Below are 16,296 nucleotides of genomic sequence, written 5' to 3'. Positions count from 1 at the left end.
CAGTGGACATATCGGGAGGAGATGATGATCAGCAGTTCTGCTACGCGCCGGGCAATTCTCGGCGCCGTTGCCATGGGTACCATGGTGGCCCTCGGGGCCACGGCCCAGGCTCAGCAGTCTTTCAAGATCGGCCTGTCCAACGGCTGGGTGGGCAGCGAGTGGCGCACCCAGATGATCGAGGAGGCGCAGGCGGCCGCGGCGGCGTGGAAGGCCAAGGGCGTCAATGTCGAGGTGGTGGTGCAGAGCGCGACCGTCGATGTGCAGGGGCAGATCGGCCATGTGCGCAACTTCATCAACCAAGGCGTCAACGCCATCATCATCAACCCGAACAGCCCAACGGCCTTCGACCCCGTGTTCGCGCAGGCCAAGGCGCGCAACATCCTCGTCGTGTCGACGGATGCGGAGGTGTCTTCCAAGGACGCGATCTATGTCGGCATCGACCAGAAGGACTGGGCGGTGAAGTCAGCCGAATGGCTGGCGAAGACGCTCGGCAACAAGGGCAACGTGGTCACCATCAACGGCATCGCCGGCCACCCGGCCAATGAGATGCGCGTCGCCGGCTATCGCGAGGTCTTCGCCAAGCACCCCGACATCAAGGTGCTGAACCAGGCCAATGCGGACTGGGACCAGGCCAAGGGCCAGCAGGTGATGCAGAACCTTCTCGCCACCTATCCCAATATCAACGGTGTCTGGGTGCAGGACGGCATGGCCGACGGCGCCTGGCGCGCCATTGAGGCCGCGGGCAAGAAGGACCAGATTGCAGCGACTGGAGAGATCCGCAAGGACTTCCTCACGCGCTGGTCCGAGCAGAAGCTGAACTCCGGCGCCTCCGTCAACCCGCCCGGCGTCATGGCCTCCGCGCTCAACGTGGCTGTGCACCGCCTGATGGGTAAGGAGTTCAAGGACGGTGTCTTCAAGGGCCAGTATGGCAATGCCATCTATATCCCGATCCCCTTCGTGGACAACAGCAACCTCGCCGAGGCGCTGAAACAAGCCGAAGGCAAGCCGGGATATTGGTCCGTGACGGCCGTCGTCACCCCCGAAGAAGCCCAGCAGTACTTCAAGTAGTCATGGCGTCGGACCAAGCCGCAACAGGCGGGAGAGACGCGGCGCTTCTTGTCGCCGAGCGCGTCGGCAAGCGCTTCGGCGCGGTCGTCGCGCTGGCGGACGGGCGTTTGCGGGTCGAGGCGGGCGAGATTCACGCCCTCCTCGGCGCCAACGGCTGCGGCAAGTCCACGCTTTGCAAGGTGGTCGCTGGCACTGTCGCTCCCGATGCCGGGGCCATCGCCGTCGGTGGCCGGGCGGTTCAGTTCCGCAATCCGCGCGATGCCGAAGAGGCGGGCATCGCGTTGTTCTACCAGGAACTCAGCCTCATTCCCCAATTGAGCGTCGCAGCCAACATCGGCCTCGGCCGCGAGCCGCGCACAGGCCTGGGCTTCGTCGATCGCCGTCGCCTACAGGGCGAAGCGGAGACACTGATCCGGCTGTTCGACGGCGTCGTGGGGCCCGAGCTCACGCCCGAGGCTGTTGTCGCCGAGCTGACGCCGGATTTGCGCCAGATCGTCGAGATCCTCAAGGTCCTCGCCCGCCGTCCCCAGCTGATCATCCTTGATGAGGCAACTGCTGCTCTCGATGGGCGTCAGTCTGCGCGCCTGTTCGAGATCCTGAAGGCACGTAAGGCGGAAGGCATCTCCACGCTGATGATCTCCCACCGCCTCGACGAGGTCTTCGCGGTGTGCGATCGCATCACCGTGATGCGCGGCGGCGTCACGGTGGCGGAACTCGTCACGGCCGAGACCGACCGCGACGCCGTGGTGCGCCACATGGTTGGCGATGCGCGCATCCATCCCGCCGCCAGCCAGCGCGTGCCGCCTGCGGCAGCAGCGCCGCGCCTCACCGCGGAAGGCGTGCGCAACGCGCGCGTCCATGATGTGTCCCTCTCGCTTCGGCCGGGTGAAATCGTAGGTCTCGGCGGCTTGCAGGGGCAGGGCCAGTCGGCCCTGCTGCAAGGCCTTTTCGGCGCCCTGCCCTTCACGGCCGGCCGCGTCACCGTCGCCGGCGAGTCGGTCGTCATCACCCGCACCGCCGACGCCATCGGGCGCGGCCTCGCCTATGTCTCCGGCGATCGCGGGCGGGATGCGGCGCTCACCGGCCGCTCCATCTTTGAGAATCTGGTGGCGGCGCTTCTCGTGCGCGAACGACGCCGGCTGGTGCGGCCGTCCGAGCTCGATCCGCTGGCGACCCGGCACGCCGACAGCCTGAACACCAAATACGCCGGGCTCGATGCCGCCATCGGCACGCTTTCGGGGGGCAACCAGCAGAAGATCTTCATCGCGCGCTGGCTCGCCACCGGCCCGCGTGTGCTCCTGCTCGACGACCCGACCAAGGGCATCGACCTCGCCGCGAAGGGCGATCTCCTCGCCATCATGCGCAAGCTCGCGGACGAGGGCGCCAGCATCCTCATCTATTCCTCCGAGGATGCCGAGCTCATCGAATGGTGCGACCGCGTCCTCGTGTTCAACAGCGGCCGCATCGTCGCGGAACTCGCCGGTCCGACGCTCGATCATTTCCACCTTACGCGAGCGGCCTACGGAGAAGCGGCATGAGCGCCGTGATCCGCTCTCGGCCCTGGCTCCTGACTCTGATCGCGCTGGCCGTACTGGTAGCCGTCAACACGGCGCTGCAGCCGAGCTTCGTGCAGCCCTCGGTGCTGCAATCCAACCTCACCACCTTCCTGCCGCTCGCGCTGGTTGCCATCGGCCAGACCTATGTGGTGCTCGGCGGGGATATCGACCTCTCGGTCGGCGCGATTGCGGCGCTCGTGAACGTGGTCACGGTCAGCACCATCGCGGCAGTTGGCGGCGACGGGGTCGCGCCCATTGTCGCGGGCCTCGCCGCCGGCCTTGTCACGGCCGTCGTCTGCGGCGTCATCAACGGCGTCCTCATTGCCGTGCTCAGGCTGCAGGCCATCGTCACCACCTTCGCGACCGGCATCGTCTTCGCGGGAACGGCGTTGTTCGTGATGCCGCAGGCCGGCCTGCCCGTACCCGAGGCGTTCTGGCGCAGCTACAGCGCAATGCTTCTCGGCCTGCCCGTGGTGCTGTGGATCCTCCTTGCTGGCCTCGCCTTTGCCCTCGTCCTCGGGCGCAGGCCCTTCGTGGCCCATCTGACGGCGGTCGGCGGCAGCCGCGTCGGCGCCTTCCAGACCGGCCTCAGCCTGTCGCGCGTGCGCATTGGCGCCTTCGTCCTGTCCGCGCTTTTCGCGGGCTTCGCGGCATTGTGCCTCACCGGCGAGACGGCGAGCGGCGACCCGCTGCTTGGGCAGAGCCTGGCCCTGTCCTCGATCTCAGCCGTCGTGCTCGGCGGCACGGCTCTCTCCGGCGGCTCAGGCGGGCCGGTGGGTTCCATTCTCGGCGCGCTCGTCCTGGGCATGATCGGCAATGTCATCTTCTTCGCCGGCCTGCCCTTTGCTTGGCAGACGCTGGTGCAAGGGCTGATCGTGCTCGCGGCGCTCGCCGGCGGCGTCCTGGTGACACGCCGATGACACTGAAATCCGTCCTCACCAACCCACTGACGCTCGCGGCCATCGCCATCCTCGCGCTGCTCGCCATCGGCGAGACGTTGTCGCCGGGCTTTGCGCGCGGCGATCAGATCGTGCGGCTGCTCACCGTCGCCGCAATCCTCGGCATCGTCGCGGCCGGGCAGAATCTCGTCATTCTCGGCGGCCGCGAGGGCATCGACCTTTCGGTCGGGCCGATGATCTCGCTAGGCGCGGTCATCGCGGGCAACATCATGGCCGGAGCCAACGCGGCGATCCTGCCCGCGGTCCTCGCGGCAACGGCCGTGACCTTCCTCATCGGCATAGTCAACGGCCTCGGCGTCACGCTGGTGCGTATTCCACCGCTCGTCATGACGCTCGGGATGACGGCGATCGTCCAGGGCGGCCTAGTCGTCTATTCACAAGGCATCCCCTCGGGCAACGCCGCGCCGGCGCTGATGGCCTTCATCAATCGCCCGCTCGTTCTGGGCCTGCCCGGCATTCTCTTCGTCTGGGCGATTATCGCGATCGGCCTCACCTTCCTGTTGAGGCGCACCGCCTTCGGCTTCGCCGTCTATGCCATCGGCGCCAACGAGCGCGCTGCAATGCTGGTCGGCCTGCCGGTGAACCGCATCCGCTGCCTGCTCTACGGACTATCAGGCTTCTTTGCCGGCCTCACGGGCGTCTGCGTTATCGGCTACACCGGCAATTCCTTCATCAGCGTCGGCGATCAGTATGTCTTGTCGTCGATCATCGCCGTGGTCATCGGCGGCACATCGCTGGCGGGCGGCGCTGGCGGCTACATCGGCACGGTGCTCGGAGCGGTGGCGCTCGTCCTGCTGCAAAGCGTCCTGACCACCTTGCAGCTCGAAAACTACGGCCGGCAGATCATTTTCGGCATGACACTCATCGTGCTCATGTTGCTCTACGGACGCCAGGGCCGCTTGAGAGTATAGACCGCCATGGCCGCATCAACGAAGGGCACACCGGCAAAGGCTACGCCGACCCTCGCCACCGTCGCGAAGCTCGCGGGCGTTTCGACGGCGACCGTGTCCCGCGCCTTGCAACGGCCGGACAAAGTGCAGCCGGACACGCGCCAGCGCATCATGGAGGCCGTCGCGGCAACGGGGTTCGTGCCGAATTCGCAGGCGCGCAACCTGCGCAGCCGGGCGAGCCGCACCGTCATCCTCCTGGTGCGCGACATCTCCAATCCGTTCTACCTGGAGATCTACAAGGGCGTGGAGGAAGCGGCTGTCGAGGCCGGCTACAGCGTGCTGATGGGGGACGCCCGCGACGACGACCAGCGCATCCAGCACTATGTTGACACCGTGCGCGCACGCCACGCCGACGGCCTCATTCTGATGATCGGACGCTTCCCGGAAGCGCTGAAGGCTGAAATCCCGCGCCTGCCGCCGATCGTGATCGCGCTCGAGACCTTTCCCGACGTCGCCCTGCCGACCGTCAAGATCGATAATATCGCCGCCTCCCGCGAAGCCGTGAACCATCTTATCAGCCTCGGCCACGGGCGTATCGCCCATATCACCGGGCCAATGCCAGAGCGACTGGCGCTCGACAGGCTCGCGGGCTATCGGGCTGCGCTATCCGAACACGGCATCGCCCACGACGATGCGCTCGTGATCAATGGCGATTTCAGCCTTGCTGCGGGACGCCGCGCCGTGCGGCGATTGTTCGAGGCTGGCACCGACTTCACCGCCGTCTTCGCAGCCAGCGACCAGATGGCCGTCGGCGCGATCAGCGAACTCAGAGCACGTGGCCTTCACGTACCTGCCGATATTTCCGTCGTCGGTTTCGATGATATCGTGCTGGCGGATGCCTTCGAACCGCCGCTCACGACCGTTCATCAGCCGCGTTTCGAGATCGGTCGTCAGGCCATGGCGCAGATGATCGCGATGCTGTCGGACGAGCCACCGGTGACGACGCCGGATATCCTGATGGAAACGCGTTTCGTCATCCGGGGCTCGACGGGCCCCAATCGTCTCACCCAGAGGCAACAACGCCTGCGCGGGCATATATCATCCGCGTGAAGGACGCCGGGCAATAATCGGGCTGACCGCCCGTTCCAACGCAGGAGGACGACATCATGAAGGGCCCAGCCATCTTTCTTGCCCAGTTTGTCGGAGACGGTCCGCCCTTCAACACGCTCGACGGGCTCGCCGGATGGGCGGCAGGCCACGGCTATGCCGGCGTACAGATCCCTACCAAGGATGTCGCCATCTTCGACCTGAAGAAGGCCGCGGAATCGCAAGCCTACTGCGACGACATCCGCGCGCTGCTGGACAAGCATGGCCTCGTCGTCACCGAGCTGTCGACCCATCTGCAGGGGCAACTCGTCGCCGTTCATCCGGCCTACGACCTGATGTTCGACGCCTTTTCCCCGCCGGAGGTGCGTGGCAAGCCGGAGTCACGCCAGGCGTGGGCCGTCGAGCAGCTCAAGCTGGCCGCCAAAGCCTCTCGGCATCTCGGGCTCAATGCCCACGCCACGTTTTCCGGAGCGCTCGCCTGGCCCTATATGTATCCTTGGCCGCAGCGCCCCAACGGGCTCGTGGAGGAAGCCTTCACGGAGCTCGGGCGCCGCTGGAAGCCCATCCTCGACGCCTTCGAGGATGCCGGTGTCGACCTCGCCTATGAGATCCATCCGGGCGAGGATCTCCACGACGGCATCACCTTCGAGCGCTTCCTGGAGGCCGTCGGCAATCACCCACGCGCCTCGATCCTTTACGATCCCTCGCATTTCGTGCTGCAGGCGCTGGATTATCTCGCTTTCATCGACATCTACCACGACCGCATCCGCGCCTTTCATGTGAAGGACGCCGAGTTCAACCCCACCGGCCGCTCCGGTGTCTACGGCGGGTACCAGGGCTGGGTGGAGCGGCCCGGCCGGTTCCGCTCGCCAGGCGACGGGCAAGTGGACTTCGCTTCGATCTTCTCGAAGCTCGCGCAGTACAACTACGAGGGCTGGGCCGTTGTCGAATGGGAATGCGCGCTGAAGGATCCCGAGCAGGGCGCATCCGAAGGCGCGCCCTTCATCCTCAGCCACATGATCAAGCGCTCCGAGCGCATGTTCGATGATTTCGCAGCGAGCCAGAGCGACAAGGCTACCAACCGTAAGCTCCTGGGGCTGAAGCCATGATCGACGCGGCACAAACGAATCACACAGCCGCTCCTCGCCGCGTCCGTCTCGGCATGGTCGGCGGCGGCGAGGGCGCCTTCATCGGCGCGGTTCATCGCATAGCGGCCCGGCTCGATGGCGATTATGATTTCGTGGCCGGTGCCCTCTCCTCAACGGCCGAGAGATCCCTGCGGTCGGGCGCGGCGCTCGGGCTCGACCCCGCCCGCACGTACCCTGATTTCGCAACGATGGCACGAGCGGAAGCAGCGCGGCCGGATGGCATCGACGCCGTCTCCATCGTCACACCGAATCACCGGCACGCGCCAGCCGCGCTGGCATTCCTCGAGCAAGGCATCCATGTCATCTGCGACAAGCCGCTGGCGACGAGCCTCGCGGAGGCCCGGACGCTGCGGGACGCCGCCGTAAAAAGCGGACTGATCTTCGCCGTCACCTACAACTATTCCGGCTATCCCATGGTGCGGCAGGCGCGTGCCATGATCGCGGCCGGCGAGATTGGCGCCGTTCGCGTCATCCAGGTGGAATATGCCCAGGATTGGTTGAGCGAGCCGATCGAACAAAGCGGCCAAAAGCAGGCCGCCTGGCGCACGGACCCGGCGCAGTCCGGCGCAGGCGGGGCGATCGGCGACATCGGCACGCACGCCTATCAGCTCGCTCATTTCATGAGCGGCCTCACCCCCGTCGCCTTGAGCGCCGAGTTGACCAGTTTCGTTGCCGGCCGGCGGCTCGACGACAATGTCCAGGTCAGCCTGCGCTACGCCAGCGGCGCGCGTGGCACGCTCTGGGCAAGCCAGGTCGCGCCCGGCAACGAGAATGGCCTGCGCATCCGCATCTACGGCGAAAAGGGCGGATTGGAATGGGCGCAAGAGTACCCCAATCAGCTCAGATGGTCGCCGCTCGGCGAGCCACCGCGCATCATCGCGCGCGGGGCGCCTGGGGCGAATGCGTCGGCCGCGCGCGTGACACGCGTGCCGTCTGGCCATCCGGAAGGTTATCTGGAAGCTTTCGCGACGATCTATACAGAGGTCGCGCGCGCCATCCGTGCGCGGCAGGCCGGCGCCGCCCTACCCACCGAGGTGGAGTTTCCCACTATCGTGGACGGATTTGCGGGCATGGCCTTCATCGAGGCCGCAGTCGCCTCGTCACGCAACGACGGAGGCTGGACCACGATCGAGGCGTGAGGCTGACCCCTCTGAGCGTAACGAGGACGGGCAGACGGATGTGTAGCATTCCCGGCCGCCGCTGATCCCTCCTTACGCAAGTCGGGTGTTCGCGACTTGCGTACTCATCGCGCAACCGGGAACACCGGCGTTGTGTGGGGAAGGGTGGGCTCGCACAACCGCGGTCGGGCGGGTCACGAACCCCGGAGCGATGCTCCGCCGACCATTCAGGCATGCCTTCTTCCGGCGAAGTCTGCGCCAGCCGATCCCACCCTAAGCCTGCGGCGCCTCTTGGGAAGGGTTCTGCTTGGGAACAGATCTGCTTGGGAAGGGATCTGCGCGGCCTTGCTCCCTGGCGCCAGGACCGCTCACAACGCGGCCTCGCCAACTTGGCCGGAACGTTCGCCCCGCCTTAAGGGTTAACGATGGTCCTCGTGTGTGACACACGCTGTCCGGAGGAGGGGCAGGATGTCCAAGCCAAGCGAAGGCCGAGGCCGCGTCAGGCGCGGTAGTGCAATCACGATGATCCTGGCGGCCGTTGTGCTTATCGGAGCCGGGCTCGGCGTGGGGAAGCACGCCGCGGCGAGCCCGTCCTGGCCGGCGTTGGCCGAAGGGAGCGGCGGCGAGGCAATGCTGGTCCAAGCACAAAAGAAAAAGAAGAAGAAGGTCTACCGCAACCGCCAAGCGGTGCCGCAGCAATGCCGTCCATGGTGTCCACGTGACACGAACCCGTGCGATCCGCCGGACTTCAAGATCGCCGACGGGCGCTGCGACTGGCGGGATGAATTCTGGTAGGCGCCGCCCTCCCGCCAATTGATGTAGGGCGGGCAGCACCGAACCATACGCCTCTGCAAACAGGGATGCAGAGGCGTCAGATATCCGCGGCTCAGCGCATGATCATACGTGGGCGGACACGCTCCACGATCACCTCCCTGCGAGGTGCCATGGTGCGAGACCGCGCAGACGGCGCCTGGGGAACGGAGATGGAGAGCCGCGGACGAGACACTGTTGCCTTGAAGGCCACGGCCTGCTCACGAACCTCTTCCTCGCTACACCCCATGAGGCCGGCGGCAATGCTGACCCGATCTTCGAAGCGATCGGCCAGGTCCATCGCAGCCTCGAAGGCTTCCCGAATGGTCGGGGGCTCATGCCGAGGACGCAAAATGCGTGGGGGCTGCTCTGTTCTCGCTTTCAACGATCCTACTCCGAAACATTCATGCACCGCCCTCATCAGCGATGCGGCAAACAACGACTCATGTTTAATGCTGCGACGCACAAACTTCTAGTGCGTTGCAGCACCAAGCGCTCAAATTCAGCAGAAAAGGCCCAAAAACTGCCCGAATATGGCTTTTGGGGGGCAGGGTTGCACCTCACGCATGGCAGGAGCAACCCGCGCTACTTCGTCCAACGTTACTGCACCGCAAAATCCTTCCCGCTTGACCCTGACAGCCGATCCCCGCATGGATGCCCAGAGCATCGCGGCAGTGAGCAGCGCCGAAAGCCGGAACGGAAACTCAACCAGGCACACCGGCCGGTCAGCATGGGATGGAATGAGTGATGACAGCGACCCCCGGGCATTCGACACATGATGCGGCGATGCGTAGCCGTGTCACGCTTGCATCCACCCTCCCGGACGATGCGGGTCAAGCGGCGCTTGCCGGGCGCGTTTTCCGCCCGGACGTGGGCGGCCCGTCTGTTGTCGCCATCAGAGATGGTGAGCTCATCGACATAACGGCCGAATTCCCCACCATGCGCGACCTGTGCGAGGCACCCGACCCTGCCGCCGCGCTGCGCGGGGCCGATGGTGAGCCGCTCGGGCCGCTAGACGCCCTGCTGAGGAATACCATCCCTGACGGGCGCGATCCCTCCGAACCCTGGCTGCTCGCCCCCATCGACCTGCAGGCCATCAAGGCGGCTGGTGTCACCTTCGCCGTGTCGATGCTGGAGCGTGTCATTGAGGAGCGCGCCCGCGGGGACGCCAATGCGGCCGCCGCGATCCGCTCCGAGATCGTAAGCCTTGTCGGCGACGATTTTGCCAAGCTGAAGCCAGGCTCCCCCGAGGCCATGCGTCTCAAGGAGGTCCTGCTCGCCCAGGGCGCCTGGAGCCAGTATTTGGAGGTCGGCATCGGTCCGGATGCGGAAATCTTCACAAAGGCCCAACCGTTATCGGCCGTCGGCACCGGAATGGACGCGGGCATTCACCCTATGTCCACCTGGAACAACCCGGAGCCAGAGGTGGTGCTCGCGGTCGCATCCACCGGCCGCATCGTCGGCGCGACGCTCGGCAACGACGTCAATCTGCGCGACGTGGAAGGCCGGTCGGCGCTTCTCCTGTCAAAGGCGAAGGACAATAACGCGAGCTGCGCAATTGGCCCATTCCTGCGCTTCTTCGATGCCAGCTTCACGCTGGACGACGTCCGCCGCATGGCGGTGACGCTGACCGTCGAGGGGCCGGAGGGTTTCCGGCTCGATGGGTTTTCGACCATCGAGAAGATCAGCCGCGACCCCGCCGACCTCGTCGGGCAGATGCTCGGCAAGCATCACCACTACCCTGACGGCGCGGTGCTTTTCCTCGGCACGCTTTTCGCGCCTGTGGAGGACCGCGACGCACCCGGCAAGGGCTTCACGCACAAGCAAGACGACATCGTCACCATCGCCACGCCCCAGCTCGGCCGCCTCGTCAACCGCATTCGCCATACGGATCGCTGCGAGCCCTGGAGCTTCGGCTTCGCCGATCTGATGCGCAATCTGGCAGGACGCGGTCTTCTGTAGAGCCCGCGCCGAGCCGGATTCCCCTTCAAAGATCCGCGTAGGCGGGTGTAGACGTGCTCGGCCCCCAGTTGCGAAGGCGCATCAGGCCATCCTTCATATAGCCTCGGATACCTGTGGCACCGCAGCCCACAATTCCAGCCACCATGCAGCGGGACATCGTTCCGGGGGATTGCACAAGGTAGGTAAATCCGGCGCCCAGCGCTGTGACCAACGCGTCCACGACCCCGGCCGCCATGCCCCATAGTATGGTCCTGCCGCTGACGCCCTGAGGCGGCTCCGGCCATTCCACCCTTTGATCGTAGCGGGCCATCGCGAAATGGGCGATCGCTGTTGAGGCAAAGGTCACGCCCAGATCGATCGTGACAAAGACTGCGATAGGCGCGCCTGCAGGAATGAATGCGGCAACGAGGACAGCCTTTGCAGTCTCCGTAAAAAGCGCGACCCCGAAGAGGATGTGGTCGGCATCCACATTGGGCCGAGGAAGGGGACGATCTGTCGGCATCATCATGGATGTCATCCGGGCACTTATCGGCGATACGATTCCCGCTCGGGACATGCCCCAAAGAGGCTGGATCGCCATGCTACCCAGTGCGCGACCGACAAACCTCGTCCCATCGCCGCCGTGGCCGGCGAGCAGGGCGCCCATATTGCCACCTCCTCCCACCACCGCCGTGCCGGCTGCCGCGGACAATGCGAGGGGTACGGCCTCCGCCAACGCGTGGCGCAGTTGCAATGCCAGTGCGCTCCCCGCCTCGCCCTGGCGGACATCTATGGCTCCATAAGAAATGGCTCGTCCTTGCTGGAATAAGAGCGGAATATGGGAAGCGCCACTCGGCATAACGAATCCAATCGCAATAATTGGCCCTACTAGCAAAAAAATAAATCAGAATCTCGCTTAATTCAAAAAATAAACCAATAGTATTTCTTTAATATCAAAACACCTCGAACGATATATCATTAAGACTCATTTCGCTCGCATTGAGCCAGGAGCCAATCCCGAAAGGCTATAACTGCCGGCCTCTCCGCCTTTTCTTCCGGATATACCAGATAATACGCCTCGCTGCTCATCAGCGGCCGCTCGAAGGGCACGACTAGCGCGCCCGTGCGGATTTCGTCCTCCACCAGGAAATGCGGGACGATGGCGGCGCCTAGGCCGGCGCAGGCAGCTTGCGCGACCATGGCGAACTGTTCGAAGCGCGGCCCCATCACCGCGCTTTCGGTCGGCAAGCCTTGCGCCTGCAGCCAGTTCTTCCAGGCATGCGGGCGCGTCGCCTGCTGCAGCAGCGGCACCGTGAGGAGGTCGGCCGGCTCGCGCAGGCGGAAGCGCGCGATCATCTCCGGGCTGGCGACGGGCACGATGACCTCGCCCATCAGGCGGTGGAGGCGCGCCCCCGGCCAGACCGGATCACCGAAATGGATAGCCGCGTCGAGCCCCTCCGGCTTGAAGTCGAAAGGCACGAGACGCGTCGCAAAATTGACCGTGACCCCGGGATAGGCCTGGAAGAAGCCCGGTAGCCGTGGAATGAGCCAGCGCGTGCCGAAGGTCGGCAGGATGGCGAGATTGAGCACGCCCCCCGTGCCACGGAAGGCCATGGCGTTGATGGTCGCAGCCGAAAGCTGCCGAAGACTATCGCGGATGTCTGCGGCATAAGCGGCACCGGCCGGGGTCAGTGTCACGCGCTGACGTATCCGCTCGAACAGCTTCAGCCCGAGTTGGTCCTCGATCAGCGCGACCTGACGGCTGACGGCACCCTGGGTGAGATTGAGCTCCTCGGCCGCCTTGGTGAAGCTGCCATGGCGCGCCGCCGCCTCAAACGCCGTCAAGGCTGCAAGCGGTGGTATCGAGAGACGATGCTTGTGCATGGAACGACCTTACAACGGATAGAGATCATTCCAAGCGTTCATGACTTGGTGAAAACATATCGGTTGAAAGCCCGGCCGCAGATCGTCATTGTCCAGGCAAGAATGGCGGGAGGTGTGGCCTCGGTATGGCCGACCCTTCGCTGGAAGATTGCGCGTCGTTCTCCCACGATCCGCAAGCTGCGGGCGATCTTCCGGGCCGCCTGCGACGGAGTGACCCATGCTTCCGCAACGGCGCCTTGTTCCAAGGCGCCGCTATGCGTGTAGCCAACAGGATTGGACCAACGATGCCCTCAGCAATCCCCTCCGTGAAAGACGAAGTGCTTGCCCTCCTGAGCCGGCTGGGGGTTGCAGACAGCGTCTATGCCGCCGCGGGGCTCGCGGCGCGCTCGCCCATCACCGGTGAGACGGTCGCGACGCTGCGCGAGGACGACAAGGCCGCCACAGCAGCCGCCATCGGCCGCGCCGACGAAGCCTTCAAGACCTGGCGCCTCGTACCAGCCCCTCGTCGCGGCGAACTGGTCCGCCTCCTCGGCGAGGAACTGCGTGCCGCCAAGGCCGATCTCGGCCGTCTCGTCACGATCGAGGCCGGCAAGATCACTTCCGAGGGGCTCGGCGAAGTCCAGGAGATGATCGACATCTGCGATTTCGCCGTCGGCCTGTCGCGCCAGCTCTACGGATTGACGATCGCGACCGAGCGCCCCGATCACCGGATGATGGAGACGTGGCACCCGCTCGGCGTCTGCGGCGTCATCTCGGCGTTCAACTTCCCCGTCGCGGTTTGGTCGTGGAATGCGGCGCTTGCCTTCGTCTGTGGCGATTCCGTGGTGTGGAAGCCCTCGGAAAAGACCCCGCTGACGGCGCTCGCCGTCGAGGCCATCTTCAAGCGCGCGGAAGCGCGCTTTGGCGACGCACCGGCCGGCCTGCTTGAGGTCGTCATCGGCGGCCGTGAGGCCGGCGAGGCGCTGGTCGAGGACACGCGCGTGCCCGTGGTCTCAGCCACCGGCTCCACCGCCATGGGCCGAAAGGTCGGCCCGAAGCTCGCGGAGCGCTTCGCGCGCGCCATTCTCGAGCTCGGCGGCAACAACGCCGCCATCGTCGCGCCGACAGCCGATCTCGACCTTGCGCTGCGCGGCATCGCCTTCGCCGCGATGGGCACCGCCGGCCAGCGCTGCACCACCTTGCGCCGCCTGTTCGTTCACGACAGCGTCTATGACGCGCTCGTGCCGCGCCTCGCCAAGGTCTACGCGAGCGTTTCGATCGGCGACCCGCGCACCGCAGGCACGCTCGTCGGCCCGCTGATTGACAAGGCTGCCTTCGACGGCATGGAGAAGGCGCTGGCGGAGGTGAAAGCGCTCGGCGCCACCGTGCATGGCGGGGGGCGCCGTGAGATCGGCGGAGCTGACGCCTGGTATGCCGCGCCCGCGCTCGTCGAGATGCCCGCCCAGACAGGCCCCATGCTCCACGAGACCTTCGCGCCCATTCTCTATGTCGTGCGCTACACGGATTTCGACGACGCGCTCGCCCAGCACAACGCGGTCGGCGCGGGGTTGTCGTCCTCGATCTTCACGCTCGACATCCGCGAGGCCGAGCGCTTTGTCTCCGTCACAGGCTCCGACTGCGGCATCGCCAATGTGAATATCGGACCTTCGGGCGCGGAAATCGGCGGCGCCTTCGGTGGCGAGAAGGAAACGGGCGGCGGCCGCGAGGCAGGCTCCGATGCCTGGAAGGCATATATGCGCCGCGCGACGAACACCATCAACTACGGCACGACCCTGCCGCTGGCGCAGGGCGTGACCTTCGACGTGGATGCGTGAGCCGGCAAGCTCCGCACCGCCCCACCCATCGTGATCTGACGAGGCGTAACAATGAGCGACAAGAAGGGCTCCTTCGACTGGGCCGATCCTTTCCTGATCGAAAGCCAGCTGACCGACGACGAGCGGATGATCCGCGACACGGCCCATGCCTATGCGCAAGAGAAGCTCCAGCCGCGCGTGCTGGAGGCCTATGCCCATGAGAAGACCGACCGCGAGATCTTCAACGAGATGGGCGAGCTCGGCCTCCTCGGCGTGACCCTGCCGGAGGAATACGGCTGCGCGGCCGCTTCCTACGTAGCTTACGGGCTCGTCGCCCGCGAGGTGGAGCGCGTCGATTCCGGCTATCGCTCCATGATGAGCGTGCAGTCCTCGCTCGTGATGTACCCGATCTATGCCTACGGCTCCGAAGAGCAGCGCAAGCGCTACCTGCCGAAGCTCGCCTCTGGCGAATGGGTCGGCTGCTTCGGCCTGACCGAGCCGGATGCCGGCTCCGATCCAGGCGGCATGACCACGCGCGCCGAAAAGATTGACGGCGGCTACCGCCTGATCGGCACAAAGATGTGGATCTCCAACTCGCCGATCGCCGATGTCTTCGTGGTCTGGGCGAAGTCCGCCGCCCACGACGGGGCCATCCGCGGCTTCGTGCTGGAGAAGGGCCTGAAGGGGCTTTCCGCACCGAAGATCGGCGGCAAGCTTTCGCTGCGCGCCTCCATCACCGGCGAGATCGTCATGGACGGCGTCGAGGTGCCGGAAAGCGCGCTCCTGCCGAACGTCTCCGGCCTGAAGGGCCCGTTCGGCTGCCTCAACCGCGCCCGCTACGGCATCTCCTGGGGCGTGCTCGGCGCCGCCGAGGACTGCTGGCACCGCGCCCGCCAGTACACGCTGGATCGCAAGCAGTTCGGCCGGCCCCTCGCCGCCACCCAGCTCGTCCAGAAGAAGCTCGCCGACATGCAGACCGAGATTTCGCTTGGCCTGCAGGGAAGCTTGCGCGTCGGTCGCCTGTTCGACGAGGGCCGTATGGCCCCTGAGATGATCTCCATCGTCAAGCGCAACAACTGCGGCAAGGCCCTCGACATCGCCCGCGTCGCCCGCGACATGCATGGCGGCAACGGCATCCAGGAAGAGTTCCACGTGATGCGTCACGCCCAGAACCTGGAGACGGTCAACACCTATGAGGGCACGCACGACGTGCATGCCCTCATCCTCGGCCGCGCCCAGACGGGTATCCAAGCGTTCTTCTGAACGCCTTCGGACCCCACCCGGCGGCTGCGCCGCCACCCTCCCCCAAGGGGGAGGGATCATCCGAGCTAGCCTGGATGCGGGCAATGCCATGAGCGAAGCTGTAGAGCGAGGCACCGATCCCTCCCCTGCGCAAGTCGGGTGTTCCCGACTTGCGCACTCATCGCACAACGCGGGAACACCCGCGTTGTGCAGGGAGGGTGGCCCGGCGCACAGCGCCGGGTCGGGTGGGGGCCACCGCCGCCAACGTCGCTCGCATCTTCCCACGGCTCTTCCGCGCAGGTTGCGCCAACAGATGATCCCGCAGGAGGTCAAGGTCTGGAACTGGCTGCGCGAGGAGATCGTGCCAGCGGGATTTCATTTTCGTCGACAGGTGGCCATCCATCGTTTCATCGTCGATTTCGCCTGTCTCAAGCATAGCCTTGTCGTCGAGATCGATGGTATCCAGCATGGTTTCGATGGTCATATCGCCGACCGGATACGCGACGCGAAGCTCGCGGCGCTTGGTTTCCGCGTCTTGCGTTTCACCAATGGCGACGTTGAGCGCGACAAGCGGGCCGTCATGGACACGATCTATGCGGCATTGACTGCGGGTGAACCCCACCCGTCGGCTTCGCCGCCACCCTCTCCCAAGGGGGAGGGATCCTCAGGCTGCACCGTTTGTGATGAAACGGATGCCATTCGCAAGGCTAGACAGTAGAGCGCCGATCCCTCTCCTCCGGGGAGGGTGGCCCGGCGCGCAGCGACGGGTCGGGTGGGGGC

The 16,296-nt window shown here is 65.5% G+C and carries 15 protein-coding genes; 12 read left to right on the top strand and 3 right to left on the bottom strand.

The window, feature by feature from the left end:
• Positions 1-72: 72 nt before the first annotated feature.
• The 8 genes from KIO76_RS09020 (at position 73) to KIO76_RS08985 (ending at position 8,641) form a co-directional block, all read left to right on the top strand.
• A complete protein-coding gene (locus KIO76_RS09020) occupies positions 73-1,068 on the top strand; it encodes a substrate-binding domain-containing protein (protein WP_502761880.1) in 996 nt (331 codons plus the stop codon).
• A gap of 2 nt (positions 1,069-1,070) precedes the next feature.
• Positions 1,071-2,606, top strand: a complete 1,536-nt coding sequence (locus KIO76_RS09015; protein WP_213322769.1) for a sugar ABC transporter ATP-binding protein — start codon at positions 1,071-1,073, stop codon at positions 2,604-2,606.
• A complete protein-coding gene (locus KIO76_RS09010; RefSeq protein WP_213322767.1) occupies positions 2,603-3,544 on the top strand; it encodes an ABC transporter permease in 942 nt (313 codons plus the stop codon). The genes KIO76_RS09015 and KIO76_RS09010 overlap by 4 nt, the downstream gene beginning before the upstream one ends.
• A complete protein-coding gene (locus KIO76_RS09005) occupies positions 3,541-4,494 on the top strand; it encodes an ABC transporter permease (RefSeq protein ID WP_213322765.1) in 954 nt (317 codons plus the stop codon). Before KIO76_RS09010 ends, KIO76_RS09005 begins: the two co-directional genes overlap by 4 nt.
• 6 nt (positions 4,495-4,500) lie before the next feature.
• Complete coding sequence (locus KIO76_RS09000; protein ID WP_213322764.1) at positions 4,501-5,583, top strand: LacI family DNA-binding transcriptional regulator; 1,083 nt, start codon at positions 4,501-4,503, stop codon at positions 5,581-5,583.
• Positions 5,584-5,639: 56 nt separating this feature from the next.
• On the top strand, positions 5,640-6,689 hold the full coding sequence (locus KIO76_RS08995) for a sugar phosphate isomerase/epimerase family protein (protein WP_213322762.1): 1,050 nt from the start codon (positions 5,640-5,642) through the stop codon (positions 6,687-6,689).
• Entirely contained in the window at positions 6,686-7,867 is a 1,182-nt protein-coding gene (locus KIO76_RS08990; RefSeq protein ID WP_249729546.1) for a Gfo/Idh/MocA family protein, read from the top strand. Before KIO76_RS08995 ends, KIO76_RS08990 begins: the two co-directional genes overlap by 4 nt.
• A gap of 447 nt (positions 7,868-8,314) precedes the next feature.
• Positions 8,315-8,641, top strand: a complete 327-nt coding sequence (locus KIO76_RS08985) for a hypothetical protein (protein ID WP_213322760.1) — start codon at positions 8,315-8,317, stop codon at positions 8,639-8,641.
• 91 nt (positions 8,642-8,732) lie between these two features.
• On the opposite strand, the gene KIO76_RS08980 is transcribed toward KIO76_RS08985, so the two are convergent.
• A complete protein-coding gene (locus KIO76_RS08980) occupies positions 8,733-9,041 on the bottom strand; it encodes a hypothetical protein (protein WP_213322758.1) in 309 nt (102 codons plus the stop codon).
• A 401-nt stretch (positions 9,042-9,442) separates the two neighbouring features.
• Between KIO76_RS08980 and KIO76_RS08975 the strand changes: the two genes are divergently transcribed.
• Positions 9,443-10,618 (top strand): fumarylacetoacetate hydrolase family protein, encoded by a 1,176-nt coding sequence (locus tag KIO76_RS08975; protein WP_213325173.1) that lies wholly within the window; start codon positions 9,443-9,445, stop codon positions 10,616-10,618.
• A 25-nt stretch (positions 10,619-10,643) separates the two neighbouring features.
• Here the strand turns inward: KIO76_RS08975 and KIO76_RS08970 are convergent, their stop codons facing one another.
• Together KIO76_RS08970 and KIO76_RS08965 are read right to left on the bottom strand one after the other, a co-directional pair.
• Positions 10,644-11,351 (bottom strand): hypothetical protein, encoded by a 708-nt coding sequence (locus KIO76_RS08970; RefSeq protein WP_213322756.1) that lies wholly within the window; start codon positions 11,349-11,351, stop codon positions 10,644-10,646.
• A 224-nt stretch (positions 11,352-11,575) separates the two neighbouring features.
• A complete protein-coding gene (locus KIO76_RS08965; protein ID WP_213322754.1) occupies positions 11,576-12,481 on the bottom strand; it encodes a LysR family transcriptional regulator in 906 nt (301 codons plus the stop codon).
• A gap of 284 nt (positions 12,482-12,765) precedes the next feature.
• Here KIO76_RS08965 and amaB point away from each other — a divergent pair, with 284 nt between their 5' ends.
• Genes amaB through KIO76_RS08950 form a run of 3 tightly spaced genes read left to right on the top strand, consistent with a single transcriptional unit; the run spans position 12,766 to position 16,234 of the window.
• A complete protein-coding gene (amaB, locus tag KIO76_RS08960) occupies positions 12,766-14,295 on the top strand; it encodes an L-piperidine-6-carboxylate dehydrogenase (protein WP_213322752.1) in 1,530 nt (509 codons plus the stop codon).
• 51 nt (positions 14,296-14,346) lie between these two features.
• Positions 14,347-15,537: an acyl-CoA dehydrogenase gene (locus KIO76_RS08955; protein ID WP_213322750.1), complete on the top strand. Its 1,191-nt coding sequence runs from the start codon at positions 14,347-14,349 to the stop codon at positions 15,535-15,537.
• Positions 15,467-16,234, top strand: coding sequence for an endonuclease domain-containing protein (locus KIO76_RS08950; protein ID WP_349629371.1), 768 nt, complete (start codon positions 15,467-15,469; stop codon positions 16,232-16,234). Before KIO76_RS08955 ends, KIO76_RS08950 begins: the two co-directional genes overlap by 71 nt.
• Positions 16,235-16,296: the final 62 nt, after the last annotated feature.

It is taken from the genome of Chelatococcus sp. YT9 (assembly GCF_018398315.1).
Classification (GTDB): Bacteria; Pseudomonadota; Alphaproteobacteria; order Rhizobiales; family Beijerinckiaceae; genus Chelatococcus.
Note: the sequence above shows the minus strand (reverse complement) of the source record. Positions and strands in the feature narration are given on the sequence as shown.

Bases quoted from the DNA above. Each gene is read 5' to 3' on its own strand.
- KIO76_RS08955 (WP_213322750.1), top strand. From the start codon at position 14,347: ATGAGCGACAAGAAGGGCTCCTTCGACTGGGCCGATCCTTTCCTGATC.
- KIO76_RS09000 (WP_213322764.1), top strand. From the start codon at position 4,501: ATGGCCGCATCAACGAAGGGCACACCGGCAAAGGCTACGCCGACCCTC.
- KIO76_RS08965 (WP_213322754.1), bottom strand. From the start codon at position 12,481: ATGCACAAGCATCGTCTCTCGATACCACCGCTTGCAGCCTTGACGGCG.
- KIO76_RS09010 (WP_213322767.1), top strand. From the start codon at position 2,603: ATGAGCGCCGTGATCCGCTCTCGGCCCTGGCTCCTGACTCTGATCGCG.
- KIO76_RS09015 (WP_213322769.1), top strand. From the start codon at position 1,071: ATGGCGTCGGACCAAGCCGCAACAGGCGGGAGAGACGCGGCGCTTCTT.
- KIO76_RS09005 (WP_213322765.1), top strand. From the start codon at position 3,541: ATGACACTGAAATCCGTCCTCACCAACCCACTGACGCTCGCGGCCATC.
- KIO76_RS08950 (WP_349629371.1), top strand. From the start codon at position 15,467: ATGAGGGCACGCACGACGTGCATGCCCTCATCCTCGGCCGCGCCCAGA.
- KIO76_RS08985 (WP_213322760.1), top strand. From the start codon at position 8,315: ATGTCCAAGCCAAGCGAAGGCCGAGGCCGCGTCAGGCGCGGTAGTGCA.
- amaB (WP_213322752.1), top strand. From the start codon at position 12,766: ATGCCCTCAGCAATCCCCTCCGTGAAAGACGAAGTGCTTGCCCTCCTG.
- KIO76_RS09020 (WP_502761880.1), top strand. From the start codon at position 73: ATGGGTACCATGGTGGCCCTCGGGGCCACGGCCCAGGCTCAGCAGTCT.
- KIO76_RS08990 (WP_249729546.1), top strand. From the start codon at position 6,686: ATGATCGACGCGGCACAAACGAATCACACAGCCGCTCCTCGCCGCGTC.
- KIO76_RS08975 (WP_213325173.1), top strand. From the start codon at position 9,443: ATGCGTAGCCGTGTCACGCTTGCATCCACCCTCCCGGACGATGCGGGT.
- KIO76_RS08995 (WP_213322762.1), top strand. From the start codon at position 5,640: ATGAAGGGCCCAGCCATCTTTCTTGCCCAGTTTGTCGGAGACGGTCCG.